17 protein-coding genes are annotated in these 15,625 nt (G+C 72.7%); 2 read left to right on the top strand and 15 right to left on the bottom strand.

Annotated elements, in window-relative coordinates; all coding sequences use genetic code 11:
• Window positions 1-17: 17 nt before the first annotated feature.
• The 5 genes from ACFC0Z_RS27520 to ACFC0Z_RS27500 all read right to left on the bottom strand — a co-directional run bounded on the left by ACFC0Z_RS27520 (window position 18) and on the right by ACFC0Z_RS27500 (window position 3,504).
• Window positions 18-605, bottom strand: a complete 588-nt coding sequence (locus ACFC0Z_RS27520) for a lysophospholipid acyltransferase family protein (RefSeq protein ID WP_376443618.1) — start codon at window positions 603-605, stop codon at window positions 18-20.
• Window positions 606-658: 53 nt separating this feature from the next.
• Entirely contained in the window at window positions 659-1,333 is a 675-nt protein-coding gene (cmk, locus tag ACFC0Z_RS27515) for a (d)CMP kinase (protein WP_376443243.1), read from the bottom strand.
• A gap of 140 nt (window positions 1,334-1,473) precedes the next feature.
• Window positions 1,474-2,562 (bottom strand): prephenate dehydrogenase, encoded by a 1,089-nt coding sequence (locus ACFC0Z_RS27510; protein WP_376443241.1) that lies wholly within the window; start codon window positions 2,560-2,562, stop codon window positions 1,474-1,476.
• Window positions 2,559-2,921 (bottom strand): chorismate mutase, encoded by a 363-nt coding sequence (aroH, locus tag ACFC0Z_RS27505; RefSeq protein WP_376443239.1) that lies wholly within the window; start codon window positions 2,919-2,921, stop codon window positions 2,559-2,561. Before aroH ends, ACFC0Z_RS27510 begins: the two co-directional genes overlap by 4 nt.
• A 124-nt stretch (window positions 2,922-3,045) precedes the next feature.
• The gene (locus ACFC0Z_RS27500) at window positions 3,046-3,504 is read right to left on the bottom strand and encodes a YidB family protein (RefSeq protein ID WP_376443237.1); all 459 of its coding nucleotides are present in this window, start codon (window positions 3,502-3,504) and stop codon (window positions 3,046-3,048) included.
• Between the two features lie 126 nt (window positions 3,505-3,630).
• Here ACFC0Z_RS27500 and ACFC0Z_RS27495 point away from each other — a divergent pair, with 126 nt between their 5' ends.
• Together ACFC0Z_RS27495 and ACFC0Z_RS27490 are read left to right on the top strand one after the other, a co-directional pair.
• The gene (locus ACFC0Z_RS27495) at window positions 3,631-4,098 is read left to right on the top strand and encodes a Rieske (2Fe-2S) protein (RefSeq protein WP_376443235.1); all 468 of its coding nucleotides are present in this window, start codon (window positions 3,631-3,633) and stop codon (window positions 4,096-4,098) included.
• 10 nt (window positions 4,099-4,108) lie between these two features.
• Window positions 4,109-4,807 (top strand): DNA polymerase beta superfamily protein, encoded by a 699-nt coding sequence (locus tag ACFC0Z_RS27490; protein WP_376443232.1) that lies wholly within the window; start codon window positions 4,109-4,111, stop codon window positions 4,805-4,807.
• Here ACFC0Z_RS27490 and ACFC0Z_RS27485 read toward each other — a convergent pair.
• From ACFC0Z_RS27485 to ACFC0Z_RS27440, 10 genes are all read right to left on the bottom strand, one after another.
• A complete protein-coding gene (locus tag ACFC0Z_RS27485) occupies window positions 4,778-5,578 on the bottom strand; it encodes a DNA polymerase beta superfamily protein (protein ID WP_376443229.1) in 801 nt (266 codons plus the stop codon). The genes ACFC0Z_RS27490 and ACFC0Z_RS27485 overlap by 30 nt on opposite strands.
• 3 nt (window positions 5,579-5,581) lie before the next feature.
• Complete coding sequence (locus ACFC0Z_RS27480) at window positions 5,582-6,613, bottom strand: ADP-ribosylglycohydrolase family protein (RefSeq protein ID WP_376443226.1); 1,032 nt, start codon at window positions 6,611-6,613, stop codon at window positions 5,582-5,584.
• Window positions 6,614-6,741: 128 nt separating this feature from the next.
• Window positions 6,742-8,007: a pseudouridine synthase gene (locus tag ACFC0Z_RS27475; RefSeq protein WP_376443224.1), complete on the bottom strand. Its 1,266-nt coding sequence runs from the start codon at window positions 8,005-8,007 to the stop codon at window positions 6,742-6,744.
• Window positions 8,007-8,564, bottom strand: coding sequence for an SMC-Scp complex subunit ScpB (gene scpB / locus ACFC0Z_RS27470; protein ID WP_376443615.1), 558 nt, complete (start codon window positions 8,562-8,564; stop codon window positions 8,007-8,009). The genes ACFC0Z_RS27475 and scpB overlap by 1 nt, the downstream gene beginning before the upstream one ends.
• Window positions 8,565-8,596: 32 nt before the next feature.
• Complete coding sequence (locus ACFC0Z_RS27465; protein WP_376443221.1) at window positions 8,597-9,487, bottom strand: segregation and condensation protein A; 891 nt, start codon at window positions 9,485-9,487, stop codon at window positions 8,597-8,599.
• A 46-nt stretch (window positions 9,488-9,533) separates the two neighbouring features.
• The gene (locus ACFC0Z_RS27460; protein ID WP_376443218.1) at window positions 9,534-10,043 is read right to left on the bottom strand and encodes a hypothetical protein; all 510 of its coding nucleotides are present in this window, start codon (window positions 10,041-10,043) and stop codon (window positions 9,534-9,536) included.
• On the bottom strand, window positions 10,028-11,053 hold the full coding sequence (locus ACFC0Z_RS27455) for a ParA family protein (RefSeq protein ID WP_030212665.1): 1,026 nt from the start codon (window positions 11,051-11,053) through the stop codon (window positions 10,028-10,030). Before ACFC0Z_RS27455 ends, ACFC0Z_RS27460 begins: the two co-directional genes overlap by 16 nt.
• A 470-nt stretch (window positions 11,054-11,523) precedes the next feature.
• A complete protein-coding gene (gene ald, locus ACFC0Z_RS27450) occupies window positions 11,524-12,639 on the bottom strand; it encodes an alanine dehydrogenase (RefSeq protein WP_376443216.1) in 1,116 nt (371 codons plus the stop codon).
• A gap of 147 nt (window positions 12,640-12,786) precedes the next feature.
• Window positions 12,787-14,772, bottom strand: a complete 1,986-nt coding sequence (locus tag ACFC0Z_RS27445; RefSeq protein WP_376443213.1) for a tetratricopeptide repeat protein — start codon at window positions 14,770-14,772, stop codon at window positions 12,787-12,789.
• Window positions 14,773-14,994: 222 nt separating this feature from the next.
• Window positions 14,995-15,621, bottom strand: a complete 627-nt coding sequence (locus ACFC0Z_RS27440) for an NUDIX domain-containing protein (protein ID WP_376443210.1) — start codon at window positions 15,619-15,621, stop codon at window positions 14,995-14,997.
• Between the last annotated feature and the right edge of the window lie 4 nt (window positions 15,622-15,625).

Below are 15,625 nucleotides of genomic sequence, written 5' to 3'. Positions count from 1 at the left end.
ACTACTGAAAGTCTCGCTCAGCGCCCGGTGAGGCGCCTGGCGTTTTCCAGGTGGCCGGTGAGCCGCTCCTGGATCCGTACGGTGGCCTCGTCGAGCGCCTTGCGGGTGCGGCGCCCCGAGCCGTCGCCCGCGTCGAAGGCGTCCCCGAAGACGATGTCGACGCGGCCGCGCAGCGGGGGCAGCCCCTTGACCAGCCGTCCCCGGCGGTCGGTGCTTCCCAGAACCGCCACGGGGACGATCGGCGCCCCGCCGCGTACCGCGAAGTAGGCGAGGCCCGCGCGCAGCGAGGCGAAGTCGCCCTCGCCGCGGGTGCCCTCGGGGAAGATCCCGAGGACGCCGCCCTGCTCCAGGACGCCCAGGGCGTTGCCTATCGCGTTCCGGTCGGTGCTGTCCCGGTCGACCTTGACCTGCCCGATGCCGTCCAGGAAGGACCCGAGAGGTCCGACGAAGGCTTCCTTCTTGATGAGGAAGTGCACCGGGCGGGGTGCGGTGCCCATGACCATGGGGCCGTCGATGTTGTGCGCGTGGTTCACGGCGAGGATGACGGGGCCGGAGGCCGGCACCCGCCAGGCGCCGAGGACGCGCGGCTTCCAGAAGCCGTACATCAGGCCGATGCCGATGCGTCTGCCGACGGCGGCGCCCCTCTCGGAGGGCAAGGTCACTTCGCGGCCGCCCTCTTCTCCTCGACGAGGGTGACGACGCACTCGATGACCTGGTCGAGCGTGAGCTCGGTGGTGTCGACCTCGACGGCGTCGTCGGCCTTGGCGAGCGGGGAGGTCTTGCGGCTGGAGTCGGCCGCGTCCCGCTTGATGAGGGCTTCCTTCGTGGCGTGCACGTCGGCGCCCTTGAGCTCGCCGGAGCGGCGGGCGGCGCGGGCCTCGGGCGAGGCGGTGAGGAAGACCTTGAGGTCGGCGTCGGGCAGGACGGTGGTGCCGATGTCCCGGCCCTCGACGACGATGCCGAGCTCGGCGCCCTTGGCGATGGACCGCTGGAGCTCGGTGATGAGGGTGCGCACCTCGGGGACGGCGCTGACGGCGCTGACCTTGGAGGTGACCTCCTCGGTGCGGATCGGGCCGGAGGCGTCGGCGCCGTCGACCGTGATGGTCGGGCGGGACGGGTCGGTGCCCGAGACGATGACCGGCTTGGAGGCCGCGTTGGCGACGGCGTCGGCGTCGTGCACGTCCACACCGTTGCTGATCATCCACCAGGTGATCGCGCGGTACTGGGCACCGGTGTCGAGGTAGCTGAGCCCCAGCTTGGCGGCGACCGCCTTCGAGGTGCTCGACTTGCCCGTGCCAGAGGGCCCGTCGATGGCGACGATCACGGATTCCACGGTGGGAACACCTTCCTGGGGGAGCCTGTAGGGGCCCGGCGGGGTTGCGGGCACCTCCACAAGGTTACCGAGTCCCACGCACCCGTTCGGCCCAGCGGTCCCTTCGGGGTCCGCCGGGCCGTGTTCCCCCGGTGCCGTCGTCAGCCCGTCCGCAGGGCCCAGCCCCGTTCCTTCAGGGACTCGCCGAGGGCCGGGGCGGCCTTCGGATCGACCATGAGCTGGACGAGGCCGGCCTGCTGGCCGGTCGCATGCTCGATGCGGACGTCCTCGATGTTGACGCCCGCGCGGCCCGCGTCTGCGAAGATCCGGGCCAGCTCGCCGGGCTGGTCGCTGATGAGGACGGCGACCGTCTCGTACGCCGTGGGGGCGGCGCCGTGCTTGCCGGGGACGCGGGAGCGGCCGGCGTTGCCCCGGCGCAGGACGTCCTCGACGCCCGAGGCGCCGTCCTGCCGCTCGGCGGCGTCGGCGGACTGGAGGGAGCGCAGGGCGCGGACGGTCTCGTCGAGGTCGGCGGCGACGCCGGCGAGGACGTCGGCGACGGGGCCCGGGTTGGCGGAGAGGATCTCCACCCACATGCGCGGGTCGGAGGCGGCGATCCGGGTGACGTCGCGGATGCCCTGCCCGCAGAGGCGTACGGCCGACTCGTCGGCCTCCTCCAGGCGCGCGGCGACCATCGAGGAGACCAGCTGCGGGGTGTGGGAGACGAGGGCGACGGCCCGGTCGTGGGCGTCGGCGTCCATGACGACGGGCACGGCGCGGCAGAGGGCGACGAGCTCCAGGGCGAGGTTGAGGACCTCGGTGTCGCTGTCCCGGGTCGGGGTGAGGACCCAGGGCCGCCCCTCGAAGAGGTCGGCGGTCGCGGCGAGGGGACCGGAGCGCTCCTTGCCGGACATGGGGTGGGAGCCGATGTACGCGGTGAGGTCGAGGCCCAGCGCCTCCAGCTCGCGCTTCGGCCCGCCCTTGACGCTGGCGACGTCGAGGTAGGCACGCGCGAGCCCGGCCTTCATCGCGTCGGCGAGGGTCGCGGCGACGTGCGCGGGGGGTACGGCGACGATGGCGAGGTCCACGGGGCCCTCGGGCGCCTCGTCGGTGCCGGCGCCGAGCGCCGCCGCCGTGCGGGCGCGCGCGGGGTCGTGGTCGCGGAGGTGGACGGTGACGCCCCGGCCCTGGAGGGCCATGGCGGCGGAGGTGCCGATGAGGCCGGTGCCGATGACGAGCGCTGTTCTCACTGGGCGATGTCCTTGCGGAGGGCTGCCGCGGCGCCGAGGTAGACGTGCGCGATCTCGGTCTTGGGGAGCTCGGTCTCGACGTGGGCGAGGAGCCGGACGACCCTCGGCATCGCGCCCTCTATGTCGAGCTCCTGGGCGCAGATGAGGGGCACGTCGACGATGCCGATCTCGCGGGCCGCGGCGGCGGGGAAGTCGCTGTGCAGGTCGGGCGTGGCCGTGAACCAGATGCTGATGAGGTCGTCGGGCGTGAGCTCGTTGCGCGCGAGGACGGCGGTGAGGAGCTCCTCGACCTGCTCGCGCATGTGCCCGGCCTCGTCCCGCTCCAGCTGGACGGCGCCTCGGACCGCTCGTACCGCCACGTCGTACTCCTTCGCCTGCGTCCAATGCTCCGACCAGCGTAGTCAGCGCCGGGGGCGGCTCGTCGCGGCGCCCGCCCTCCGAGACGGCGGGCGGGCGCGCGGAGCTCTCCGGCCGGGGGGCCGGTCAGAGCTGCTGCTGGCGGATGATGTCCTCCAGGGAGCCGGCGGGAACCGAGCCGCCGGGGGTGAGCTTGTCGACGGCCTGTGGCAGCGACTGGGCGATCTCGTCGGCGGCCTGCTCCGGGCTGACGCCGGCCTCCGCCGCGACCTGCTGGAGGGTCTCGTCGGGGAGGGCCTGGGCGATCTCGGCGCCGCTGACGCTCTGGTTCTCGCCGGTGCCGATCCAGGACTGGGCCTGGTCGGCGAGGCCGGACTTGGTGAGCATGTCGAGGAGTCCGCCGAGCGGGTTCGAGCCGCCGGCGCCTGCCGCCGCGCCGCCGCCCGCGCCCGCCCCGCCGCCCGCGCCGCTCATCAGGGCACCGAGCAGGGAGCCGAGGATGCCTCCGGCGCCGCCGCCGCTGCCGCCCTGACCGCCGCCTCCGAGGAGACCGCCGAGAAGACTGCCGAGGTCGTTACCCGCCATGGTCGATCCTGCCTTTCGTCCGAACCGGAACACGCCCAATCTCACCCGGACCGGGATGCTCCGCCACTCGGAGTACGCGCGCGCGTGTCGCGGGACCCCGGCCCCGGGCCCCGCCAAGCTGGCGCCATGACTCCACGTGTGACGCCCCCGCGCCGTACCGTCCTGTTCGCCGCCGCGGCCCTGACGACCGGCTGCGGCTCGGACGGCGGGGAGGGGAGCGACGGCGGTACGAGCACCGGGGAGGCCGCCAGCCCGGCGCCGGTCCCGACCACGGCCGCCCCGAGCTCCGCGACGGGCGAGGCCTCCGCCGCCGTGCTCGCGAGGACCTCCGAGATCCCGGTCGGCGGCGGCAAGGTCTTCACCGACCGGAAGGTCGTGGTCACCCAGCCCGCCGAGGGCGACTTCCGGGCCTTCTCGGCGGTCTGCACCCATCAGGGCTGCCTGGTGAACAAGGTCGCGGACGGCACCATCGACTGTCCCTGCCACGGCTCCAAGTACCGGATCGCGGACGGCTCGGTGGCGGCGGGACCGGCTCCCCGCCCGTTGCCCGAGGAGCCGATTATTGTCTCGGACGAAACGATCACCTTGGCATAGCCTGCCGCGCATGACTCCCGAAGACCTGGTGCGCGACCACACGATCTACTCCTGCGTCATGGGCTCGCGCGCCTTCGGTCTCGCGACCGAGGACAGCGACACGGACGTGCGGGGTGTCTATCTCGCGCCCACGCCGCTGTTCTGGCGCTTCGACAAGCCCCCGGCCCATGTCGAGGGCCCGGCCGACGAGCAGTTCAGCTGGGAGCTGGAACGCTTCTGCGAGCTGGCCCTGCGGAACAACCCGAACGTCCTGGAGTGCCTCCACTCCCCCGTCGTCGAGCACGTCGACGACACGAGCCGCGAACTCCTCGCCCTGCGCGGGGCCTTCCTCTCCCGCCAGGCCCACCAGACCTTCGTCCGGTACGCCGGCGGGCAGCGCCGCAAGCTGGAGGCGGACGTCCGCCAGTACGGCGCCCCGCGCTGGAAGCACGCGATGCACCTGCTGCGACTCCTGGCGAGCTGCCGCGATCTGCTGCGGACGGGCGAGCTCCGCATCGACGTGGGCGAGGAGCGCGAGCGCCTCCTCGCGGTGAAGCGCGGCGAGGTCCCGTGGCCCGAGGTCGAGTCCTGGATGAACCGCCTCCAGGACGAGGCCGACCGGGCCCACGACACGAGCCCACTCCCGGCCACCCCGGACCACGCGCGCGTGCAGGACTTCCTGATCCGCACGCGCCGCGCGTCAGCGCTGAGCGTGCTCCAGCATCCCTAGCCGGGCCCGCACGACGAGGTCGTGCAGCGCGTCGTGGACGCCTACGGCCTCCGGGAGCCCCGAGGCGGCCTGGGCGACGTCCAGGACCCCGTGCAGGGCCTCGATCTCGGCCCGCACATCCTCGACCGCCACTTCCGCGAGGCCGTGCTCGGCAGCCGCCTTCGCGGCGACGAGGTCGGACAGCCGGGCGGGGGCCTCCGTCACCTCCCCCACCAGGGTCGGCAGATGGGCCTGTACCTCACCCGAGCGCATCAGGTGGATGCCGGTGAGCAGCGCACGGTAGGTGTAGAGCAGCGGTTTGAGCTCGCCGCTGCTCTCGAAGAGCCGCCACTGCGTCCCGGCGAAGCCCCGGTAGTGGTGTGCGTGGTGACTCGTGAGCAGCTCCGGAACGAGGGCGACCAGCTCGGTGTGGGTCTCCGTGGTGTGGGCAACGAGCGGGGAGGTGAGCTGTTCCAGGACGTAGCCGTTGCGGCGCAGCATCAGCCGGGCGAACTTCCGCAGGTCGTGCGTGACGAGGTCCATCTCGACGCCGTCCCGGTCCCACATCCGGCTACGGGTCTCCTCCGGCTCACGGAGGCCTATGACGGCGTCCACGGGGAGCAGGTGCGCGCCGCGCAGGTCCACGTCCGAGTCACGGGACGGGAAGCCGTAGAGGTGCGCGCCCGACACGGTGGCGAAGAGCAGGGGGTCGGGTTGTTCCGCCACGACGGCGGACAGGTCGGCGTCGAGGGCGGAACCGGCCGGCCCGGCGGATTCCAGGGTGAGCGTCATGGATCAAGCGTCCCAGAGCGCGCCGAAGGTCAGCAGGTCGCTGCGGTACTCGACGACGTCCGCCCACTCGGCGGGCCAGGCGGCCGCGCCCAGGTGGGCTCCGGCGAAGGCGCCCGCCAGCGCGGCGATCGAGTCGGAGTCGCCCCGGGTGCAGGCGGCCCGGCGGAGCGCGGTGAGCGGCTCGTCGGGGAAGAGCAGGAAGCAGAGCAGCCCGGTCGCGAGGGCCTCCTCCGCGATCCAGCCGTCGCCGGTGTACTCGCAGGGGTCGAGCTCCGGGTCGGCCGTGCGCTGGACGGCGTCGAGCCGCTCCAGGACGGCCAGGCACTCGTCCCAGCCGCGCCGGACGAAGGACAGCGCACTGGGGTCCTGGGAGCGGGTCCAGAGGTCGCCGAGCCAGTGCTCGTGGTAGCGGTCGCGGTTCTCGTACGCGTACGAGCGCAGCTGTCCGACGAGGCCGGCCGGGTCCACGCCCTGGGCGAGGAGGTACACGGCCCGCGCGGTGAGGTCGGAGGCGGCGAGGGCGGTGGGGTGACCGTGGGTCAGGGCCGCCTGGAGCTGCGCGGCGCCGGCCCGCTGCTCCTCGCTCAGTCCGGGGACGAGGCCGATGGGGGCGACCCGCATGTTGGCGCCGCAGCCCTTGGAGTGGATCTGGCTGGCGTCCTGCCAGGGCCGGTCGCCGTCGAGGAGCAGGCAGGCGCGCAGGCAGGTGTTGCCGGGGGCGCGGTTGTTCTCCGGGGAGTGGTACCAGTCGACGAACTCGTCGCGGACGGGCCGGGCGAGGCGCAGCGGGGCGAGGACGCCCCGGTCCATGGCGGTGCGGATGCCCCGGGCGAAGGCGAGGGTCATCTGGGTGTCGTCGGTGACGTACGCCTTCTTGTTGCTGACGGGCAGCGCCATCCGCCGCCAGGGGCCGCTCTTCGCGAGGATCGACGGGACGTCGTTGAACTCGGTCGGGAAGCCGAGGGCGTCACCGAGCGCGAGCCCGATCAGGGCCCCGGTCGCGGCCTGCTTGGTCGCGGTGCGTGCGAGGGTCATGCGGAGCCGCCCTTCCGGTCACCAAAGAGGCCCACCCCCCTTAGCGTCACTTTGACTCTAAGGGGGGTGGGTCCGAACCACAAGGACTTCCGGAAGGCCGGGAAGCCGGGAGGCCGGGAGGCCGGGAACTACATCCCGACTTCCTTCATCAGCATGCCGACCTCGGTGTTGGTCAGGCGGCGCAGCCAGCCCGACTTCTGGTCGCCCAGGCCGATCGGGCCGAAGGCCGTACGGACCAGCTTGTCGACCGGGAAGCCGGCCTCGGCCAGCATCCGGCGGACGATGTGCTTGCGGCCCTCGTGGAGAGTGACCTCGACCAGGTAGTTCTTGCCGGTCTGCTCGACGACGCGGAAGTGGTCGGCGCGGGCGTACCCGTCCTCCAGCTCGATGCCGTCCTTGAGGCGGCGGCCGACCTCGCGGGGCAGCGGGCCGGTGATGGCGGCGAGGTAGGTCTTCTTCACGCCGTACTTGGGGTGCGTGAGGCGGTGGGCCAGCTCACCGTGGTTGGTGAGCAGGATGATGCCCTCGGTCTCCGTGTCGAGACGGCCGACGTGGAAGAGCCGGGTCTCGCGGTTGGTGACGTAGTCGCCGAGGCACTGGCGGCCGTCCGGGTCCTCCATGGTGGAGACGACGCCGGCCGGCTTGTTCAGCGCGAAGAACAGGTACGACTGGGTGGCGACGGTGAGGCCGTCCACCTTGATCTCGTCCTTCTCCGGGTCGACGCGCATGCCCTGTTCCATGACGATCTCGCCGTTGACCTCGACGCGCGCCTGCTCGATCAGCTCCTCGCAGGTGCGGCGGGAGCCCATGCCGGCACGGGCGAGGACCTTCTGCAGGCGCTCACCCTCCTGCTCGGCGCCGGGGAAGGTCTTGGGGAGCTTGATCTCGGGCTTGCCGGCGTACCGCTCCCGGTTCCGCTCCTCCGTACGGGCGTCGTACTCGCGCGAGCGGGCCGGGGCCGTACGGCCGCCGCCGCGCTGCGGGGACTGCCGGGGGCCGCCCTTGGCGCCACCGCGGGCCGAGGCGCCGCGGCCGCTCTTGGGGCCGCCCTGCGAGGAGCCGCCGGTGCTGTAGCGCTCGTCGTAGCTGCGCTCCTCCGGGCGCGCGTTGCGCGAGCCGGCGCCGGTCGGCCGGCCGCCGCCCTGCGCGGGGCGCCCGCTGCCCTGACCGGGACGGCCGCCGCCGCCCTGGCCCGGACGGCCGCCGCCCTGACCGGGACGGCCGCCGCCCTGGCGGTCGTCGCGGCCGTTGCCGGCGCCGCGGTAGTTCCCGCGCCCGCCGCCACCGCCGCTGTTGCCACGGCCTCCGCCGCTGCTGCCGCCGCGGCCGCCGCTGTTGCCACCACGGCTCCCGCCGTTGTTTCCGCTGCTGTTCCTGCCGCTGCTGCTTCGCATCACATTTCCGTCTTGTCGTCTACGTCTGCGTCCGGATCGAACGACGGGACGCCTTCGAGGGAGTCCGGCTCGACCGCCTCCGCCTCGGGGAGGAAGGGCGCGAGCTCGGGGAGTTCGTCCAGGCCGCGCAGGCCCATCCGCTCCAGGAAGTAGTTCGTCGTCCTGTACAGGATCGCACCTGTTTCGGGTTCCGCGCCCGCCTCCTCCACCAGACCCCGCTGGAGGAGGGTCCGCATGACGCCGTCGCAGTTGACTCCGCGGACCGCCGAGACGCGGGAACGGCTGACGGGCTGGCGGTACGCGACGACCGCGAGGGTCTCCAGGGCCGCCTGGGTGAGACGGGCGTGCTGGCCGTCCAGGACGAAGGCCTCGACGGCCGCCGCGTGGGCGGGGCGGGTGTAGTAGCGCCAGCCCCCGGCGACGTACCGCAGCTCGAAGCCGCGGTTCTGGGCGGTGTACTCGTCGGCCAGCTCGCGCAGGGCGTCGGCGACCTCGTCGGGGGTGCGGTCGAGGACCTTGGCGAGGTCCTTCTCGGTGGCGGGCTCGTCGACGACCATGAGGACGGCTTCGAGGCTGGGCTTGAGGTCGCTCACGCTGCGGTGGCCTCCTGGTCGAATTCGTCGGTCACGGCGCCGGAGGGGTCGCTCTCGCCGCCGGTCCAGGAGACCGTGAGGTCCTCCAGGGCGGTCTCCTGGTCGAGGGCGACCGCCCGCTCCCGGTAGAGCTCCAGGAGGGCGAGGAAGCGGGCGACGACGGTGAGGGTGTCCCCGGCGTCCTCGATCAGCTCGCGGAAGACCGCCGTGCCGCGCTCGCGGAGCAGCGCGACGACCACGGAGGCCTGCTCGCGGACGCTGACGAGCGGGGCGTGGATGTGGTCGACGTACACCTCGGGCGCGGGCCTGGGCTGCATGGCCTTGGCGGCGAGCTTCGCGAAGCCCTCGACGCCGATGGAGATGACGACCTCGGGGAGCAGGGCCGCGTGGTGCGGTTCGAGGCCGACGGTACGGGGATGGCGGCGGGCCTCGGTGTCCCAGCGGTCCTCCAGGATCTCCGCGATCCGCTTGTAGGCGCGGTACTGGAGGAGGCGGGCGAAGAGCAGGTCGCGGGCCTCCAGGAGGGCGAGGTCTCCCTCGTCCTCCACGTCGGCCACGGGCAGCAGCCGGGCGGCCTTGAGGTCGAGCAGGGTGGCGGCGACGACGAGGAACTCGGTGGTCTGGTCGAGGTCGCCGTCGGGGCCCAGGGCGCGGATGTGCGCCATGAACTCGTCGGTGACCTGGGACAGGGCGACCTCGGTCACGTCCAGCTTGTGTTTGGTGATCAGCTGGAGGAGCAGGTCGAAGGGGCCCTCGAAGTTCGCGAGCCGGACGGTGAACCGCTCGTCGGCGGCGGGGGGCACGGCGGCCCCCGCCGTCTCGCCCGGGCCGCTGCCCAGGGGGCGGCGGCCCGGCGGGCGGGACGTTTCGTCAGAGGCGTGGTGCATGGATGTCCAGGTGGTACGGGGGAGCGCGGCAGCCCGCAGGCTACCGTCAGCGGCCGCGCAGACGGCGGACGAGGATGCTCGCGTCGCCCCGGGACTCCAGGTCCGCGAGGACGACGGCGACCGCCTCCCGGACGATCCGGCCGCGGTCGACGGCGAGACCGTGCTCGCCGCGGAGCACGAGCCGGGCGTGCTCCAGGTCCATGAGCTCCTCGGCGGAGACGTAGACCGTGATCTTCTCGTCGTGGCGCTCGCGGCCGCTGGGCCGCCTGCTCGGGGTACGGCCGCCGCGCCGCCGGGTCCCCGGGGCGGGGACCGCCGCGGCGGGTGCGGCGACGGGCGCCTTGGCGGCGGGGCCTTCCGGCTCCGCCGTCCGGGCGCGCGGCTCGGCCGCCTCGGAGTCCGCGGCCGTGTGCTCCGCGGGTCCCTCGGCCGCCGCCGTGTCGCTCTCGCCCGCCGGGGCCGGGACGGCCCGGCGGGGTGAGGACGACTGGAGCGCCATCCCCCCGGTCGTACGGAAGAGTTCGTCGGCGCCGGGCAGACTCACTCGGCGTGACACCGGGCGAGCACCTCCCTGGCGAGCTGGCGGTACGCGGCGGCGCCCACGGAGTTGGAGGCGTAGGTGGTGATGGGCTCGCCGGCGACCGTGGTCTCCGGGAAGCGCACGGTCCGCCCGATGACCGTGTGGTAGACGTGGTCGTCGAAGGCCTCGACGACGCGCGCCAGGACCTCACGGCTGTGCACCGTCCGGGAGTCGTACATCGTGGCGAGGATGCCGTCGAGTTCGAGCTCGGGGTTGAGCCGCTCCTGGACCTTCTCGATGGTCTCGGTCAGCAGGGCCACGCCGCGGAGGGCGAAGAACTCGCATTCCAGCGGCACGATGACCTTGTGAGCCGCCGTCAGGGCGTTCACGGTCAGCAGGCCGAGCGAGGGCTGACAGTCGATCACGATGTAGTCGTAGTCGTTCATCAGCGGCTTGAGGGCGCGCTGGAGCGTCGACTCGCGGGCGACCTCGCTGACCAGCTGGACTTCGGCGGCCGAGAGGTCGATGTTGCTCGGCAGCAGGTCCATGTTGGGGACGGCGGTCTTGAGGAGGACCTCGTCGGCCGACATGCCCCGCTCCATGAGCAGGTTGTAGACGGTGAGGTCGAGCTCCATCGGGTTCACGCCGAGGCCGACCGACAGGGCTCCCTGCGGGTCGAAGTCGACGAGCAGCACCCGTCGTCCGTACTCGGCGAGTGCGGCACCCAGGTTGATGGTCGACGTGGTCTTGCCGACGCCGCCCTTCTGGTTGCACATCGCGATGATCTTCGCGGGTCCGTGGTCGGTCAGCGGACCCGGGATCGGGAAGTACGGCAGCGGCCGTCCGGTCGGGCCGATCCGCTCGCGGCGCTGGCGGGCAGCGTCGGGTGCGAGGGTGGCCGCGTACTCCGGGTCGGGCTCGTACTCGGCGTCGGGGTCGTAGAAGTGCCCCTCGGGCACCTCGTCGTAGGCGGCGAAGTGGGTGGACTCTCGGCCCATCTCGTTGCCGGCCGTGGCGTTCACGTGTAGGCCGTCCATCGTCTTCATCGTGTGGGCTGTCGTCATGGGCTGGTGCGTCGCGAAGGTCCGCACCGCGACGGAGCCGATCGGGGCACCTGGCGCACCGCTCCCGGGAGTAATTGTCGACTCATTCACAAGTCGTCTTACCTCCTTGGATGTCACCAGGAACATTTATCGATAGGTCAGCGTGGCACCATGCCGACGGTTGGCGACTCTATGGCGTGTCACCGCTCCGCAGCAACACAATCCGCCGGACCCGGCCCGATGTGTCGGCAACCGAACACCCCTCTGTCAAGGGTGCACGGGCATGCATCCGCACGTTTCAGGGGTGCGCGAAACGGTTAAACAGTTACGTTCGAGGCGAGTTGGCCGAACGTTTTGGCGTGGCCGGAGACACAGCCGGCCGGACCTTGTCGAACAAGGTCCGGCCGGGTGTGTGGCATTGACGGCGCGCGTTGACGGCGCCGCCGCCGGGCGCCTCGGGGACGCCGGAGGGATCAGCCGAGGAGGGTGCTCAGCTCGACGTGCTCGAGACCGTGGGCCTCGGCAACCTCCTTGTAAACGACCTTGCCGTCATGGGTGTTGAGGCCCAGGGCGAGCGCGGAGTCGCGGCGCAGCGCCTCGACCCAGCCGTTGTTCGCCAGCGACACGATGTAGGGCATCGTGGCGTTGGTGAGGGCGTAGGTGGAGGTGTTCGGGACCGCGCCCGGCATGTTGGCGACGCAGTAGAAGACCGAGTTGTGGACCTGGAAGGTCGGCTCGGCGTGCGTGGTCGGGTGCGAGTCCTCGAAGCAGCCGCCCTGGTCGATCGCGATGTCGACAAGGACACTTCCGGGCTTCATCTTGGCGACGAGCTCGTTGGTGACCAGCTTCGGGGCCTTGGCGCCCGGGATGAGGACGGCACCGATGACGAGGTCGGCCTCGACGACGGCCTTCTCGAGCTCGAAGGCGTTGGAGACGACCGTCTGCACCTTGGTGCCGAAGATCTTGTCGGCCTCGCGGAGCTTGTTGATGTCACGGTCGAGCAGGGTCACGTGGAAGCCCATGCCGACGGCGATCTGCACGGCGTTCCAGCCGGAGACGCCGCCACCGATGACGACGGCCTTGCCGGCGTGGGTGCCGGGGACGCCGCCCGGGAGGACACCACGGCCGCCGACGGAGCGCATCAGGTGGTAGGCGCCGACCTGCGGGGCCAGGCGGCCCGCGACCTCGGACATCGGGGCGAGCAGCGGGAGCGCGCGGTTGGCGGTCTCGACGGTCTCGTACGCGATGGCGGTGGTGCCGGACTCGAGGAGCGCGTCCGTGCACTCGCGGGAGGCGGCGAGGTGCAGGTAGGTGAAGAGGGTCTGGTCCTTGCGGAGGCGGTGGTACTCCTCCGCGATGGGCTCCTTGACCTTGAGCAGCAGGTCGGCGGTGGCCCAGACCTCGTCGGCGGTGGCGAGGATCTCGGCGCCGGCGGCGACGTACTCCTCATCCGTGATCGAGGAGCCGACACCGGCGTTCTGCTCGACGAAGACCTGGTGGCCGTTGCGGACGAGCTCGTGGACACCCGCAGGGGTGATGGCCACGCGGAACTCGTTGTTCTTGACCTCGCGGGGGATGCCGACCTTCATCGTCGATCACGGTCCTTGAATCTGGGGGGACAACTGGGGTAATGCGATACATACCCGGATGCACTGCGGCGCACCGGGGCAGACCACGTTCGAACGCGGCGGACCCAGTCTAATGAAGGAGTTCCCGGTGTCTAGCCTTTCAAAGTACTAATCTTTCTCGAACCCACTGCGGATTTCGCAGGCTGTGGCGTCAGATTCCAGCAATCGCTCGGCAGCGACCCTGTGGAGCCGGGCCGCGGCGGGGTCGCCGAGCCGGTCGAGCGTGTCCGCGAGCCGCATCTGGAGCGCCGCCTGGAGCCGTACGTCCTGGGCCCTGCGGGCCCATTCCACCGCCTCCTCGCAGGTCCGCAGGCTCTCCTCGGGACGGCCCGCGTACTCCTGGACGCGCGCCGCCTCGCTCAACGCCCTTGCGTAGCCCGGGAGATCGGAGAGCCTGCGGTATCCGGCCGCGGCGGCCCGCCAGTGGCGCAGCGCCTCGCCGTACCGCCCCGCGTAGGTCCCGACGGCGCCGAGGCGGGCGTACAGCCGGGCCTGGTCGGCACGCTCGTCGCGGGCGAGGCGCTGCGCGAGCGCCCGCCCGTACCAGTCGCCGGCCCGCATCCAGTCGCCCAGCTCCTGATACGCCCCACCTACGGATTCCATTGCGCGACCGGTGGCGTACGGATCATTTGCTTCCCTTCCGGCCTCCAATGCCAACCGATATCGCAGCAATGCTTCCTTCGTCCGTCCGGTCCCGGCGTCGAGATCGGCGAGGTTGAGGAGGGCCGCGGCCCGCTCGCGGTGCAGCCCGCGCCGCTCGGCCACGTCCAGGACGAGCCGGTGGAGCCCGTACAGCTCCGGCGCGGCGGCCTCGGCGCCCCGGTGGGCGGCGAGCGCGCGCACCAGGGAGGCGATGAGGCGGCGGGCCAGGGTGTCGAGCTCTCCGTCGGCGACGGCGATCCGGGCGGAGGCGAGCAGGACGGCCTGCCGTGAACGGAGCCACTCCGCGCCCGCCTCGGCGCTGGGGAAGCGCAGGGCGCGGGGCAGCCCGGCCAGCTTCTCGTGGGCGGCCGAGCCCTCGGGCTCGGTGACCGCACGGCACGACTGGAGGAGCCGTACGGTCCGCTCCAGCATCCGGGCCCGGGCGAGCTGCACCTCGGCGGGCCGGTCGCGCTCCTCCAGCTGGGCGCGGAGCAGGGGGACGAGATGGCCGGGGACCTCGTACTGTCCGTCCTCGCCGGCGGAGACGAGCCCCATGGCGGCGAAGTCGGCGAGGGTGGTCGCCGCGGCGGAGACCGAGCAGCCGGCCAGGGCGGAGGCGGTGTGGGCGTCGGCGCGGCCGAGCGGGGCGAGGGAGAGGTAGCGCAGTATCCGGGCGGCGGTCCCGGGCAGGCCCTCGTGGGCGACGAGGAAGGCCCGGGTGAGGGGATCCCCGCCGTGCCCGCGCAGCTGCTTGGCCAGATCGGCGACGGAGGCCTTCGGGCGGGCGGCGAGCCAGCCGCCCGCGAGGACGACGGCGCCGGGGAGTCCGCCGCAGGCCTCGACGAGCGACTCGGCGGCCTGCGGGTCGACGGTGACGCGTACGGAACCGGTGAAGCCGGTGAGCAGCTCGATGGCGGACTTGGGGTCCAGGCCGCCGAGGGTGCAGGGCCGGACGTCCGGAATGCCGGTGAGGGGTCCCGTGGACACCCCGACCACGAGCACTCCCGGGTCGTCCGGGATCAGCGGATCGGCCTGCTCGGCGTCGACGGCGTCGTCGAGGATCAGCACGGCCCGCCGCTCGGCGAGCGCGCCCCGCACGAGCTCGGTCAGCTCGTCCTCGGCGGCCCCGGGCGGCTCGGCGACCCCCAGCACGGCGAGCAGCTCCTGCGCGACCCGGGCTGCGGGGACGGGCTCCCCGCCGGGCTCGCGCAGCCGGGCCCGGAACACCCCGTCGGGGTACCGGTCGGCGACGGCGGCGGCGAGTTCCTCGGCGAGCGCGGTACGGCCGGATCCGGGCTTCCCGGCGACGAGCAGGACCCGGGCGCGGGGGGCCTTGCGGCCCGTGAGCGTGTCGAGGCCGGTGCGCTCGATGTCGGCGCGCAGGGCCTTCAGCTCCCGCTGCCGGCCGAAGAACCGCCGACCCACGGCCGCCGCCACCGCCTGATCCGTCACGGGCCACGCTCCCGTCCACCTGCGCACGAGCCGATCCCGCGAGGATCTCCTCCCGGGCGTTCCCGAGCGTAGTTCAGCCCCCGCCGCGCCCCCGGCGGAGCGCGGCGGGCACATCCCCCGATCGGATCAGCCGATGGTCACACCACTGCGGGCCTCGGAACTCGAAGGACGTCGGACCTCGAAGGACCTCGGACCTCGAAGGACCTCGGACCTCAAAGCGCCTCAGGCCTCGAAGGGCCTCGCGGGCCAGGGCGCGTCGGCCGGGCGCAGCGCCTCGACGGCGTCGGCCGCCCGGGCCGCCGCGAGCGAGAGGACACCGACCACCAGGCAGTTGTTGTGGAGCTCGCCCGCGAGGACCCCGCGGACCAGGTCCCCGAGCGGCACCCGCGCCAGCTCCATGTCCGCCTCCTCCTCGGAGACCTCGAACCGCTCCCCCTCCGCCTCCGACAGATCCCGCGCGAGGAAGATCCGTACGGCCTCGTCGCACCCGCCCGGCGTCGTGTAGACGTCCGTCAGCACCCGCCAGTCCTCCGCCTTGACGTGCGCCTCCTCGTACAGCTCGCGCTGCGCCGCGTGCAGCGGGTTCTCCCCGGGCACGTCGAGCAGCCCGGCCGGGATCTCCCAGAGCTTCTGCCGTACGGGGTGCCGGTACTGCCGCAGGACGACGACGCGGTCCTCCTCGTCGAGGGCGAGGACGGCCACCGACCCGGGGTGGACCTGGTAGTCGCGACGGTGGACGGAGCCGTCCGGCATCACGACGTCGTCCGTGCGGACGCTGGTCTTGTTGCCCTGGAAGGGGGTCGCGGTGGCGGCGACCCGCCACTCCTCCGGGGTGTCCTGCACCTGCATCACT

The organism is Streptomyces sp. NPDC056144 (assembly GCF_042264145.1).
Lineage (GTDB): Bacteria > Actinomycetota > Actinomycetes > Streptomycetales > Streptomycetaceae > Streptomyces.
Note: the sequence above shows the minus strand (reverse complement) of the source record. Positions and strands in the feature narration are given on the sequence as shown.

Coding starts and splice junctions, on each gene's coding strand:
- ACFC0Z_RS27520 (WP_376443618.1), bottom strand. CDS start 605: ATGTACGGCTTCTGGAAGCCGCGCGTCCTCGGCGCCTGGCGGGTGCCG.
- ACFC0Z_RS27500 (WP_376443237.1), bottom strand. CDS start 3,504: ATGGCGGGTAACGACCTCGGCAGTCTTCTCGGCGGTCTCCTCGGAGGC.
- ACFC0Z_RS27495 (WP_376443235.1), top strand. CDS start 3,631: ATGACTCCACGTGTGACGCCCCCGCGCCGTACCGTCCTGTTCGCCGCC.
- ACFC0Z_RS27490 (WP_376443232.1), top strand. CDS start 4,109: ATGACTCCCGAAGACCTGGTGCGCGACCACACGATCTACTCCTGCGTC.
- ACFC0Z_RS27485 (WP_376443229.1), bottom strand. CDS start 5,578: ATGACGCTCACCCTGGAATCCGCCGGGCCGGCCGGTTCCGCCCTCGAC.
- ACFC0Z_RS27480 (WP_376443226.1), bottom strand. CDS start 6,613: ATGACCCTCGCACGCACCGCGACCAAGCAGGCCGCGACCGGGGCCCTG.
- ACFC0Z_RS27475 (WP_376443224.1), bottom strand. CDS start 8,007: ATGCGAAGCAGCAGCGGCAGGAACAGCAGCGGAAACAACGGCGGGAGC.
- scpB (WP_376443615.1), bottom strand. CDS start 8,564: ATGGTCGTCGACGAGCCCGCCACCGAGAAGGACCTCGCCAAGGTCCTC.
- ACFC0Z_RS27465 (WP_376443221.1), bottom strand. CDS start 9,487: ATGCACCACGCCTCTGACGAAACGTCCCGCCCGCCGGGCCGCCGCCCC.
- ACFC0Z_RS27455 (WP_030212665.1), bottom strand. CDS start 11,053: ATGAAGACGATGGACGGCCTACACGTGAACGCCACGGCCGGCAACGAG.
- ald (WP_376443216.1), bottom strand. CDS start 12,639: ATGAAGGTCGGCATCCCCCGCGAGGTCAAGAACAACGAGTTCCGCGTG.
- ACFC0Z_RS27440 (WP_376443210.1), bottom strand. CDS start 15,621: ATGCAGGTGCAGGACACCCCGGAGGAGTGGCGGGTCGCCGCCACCGCG.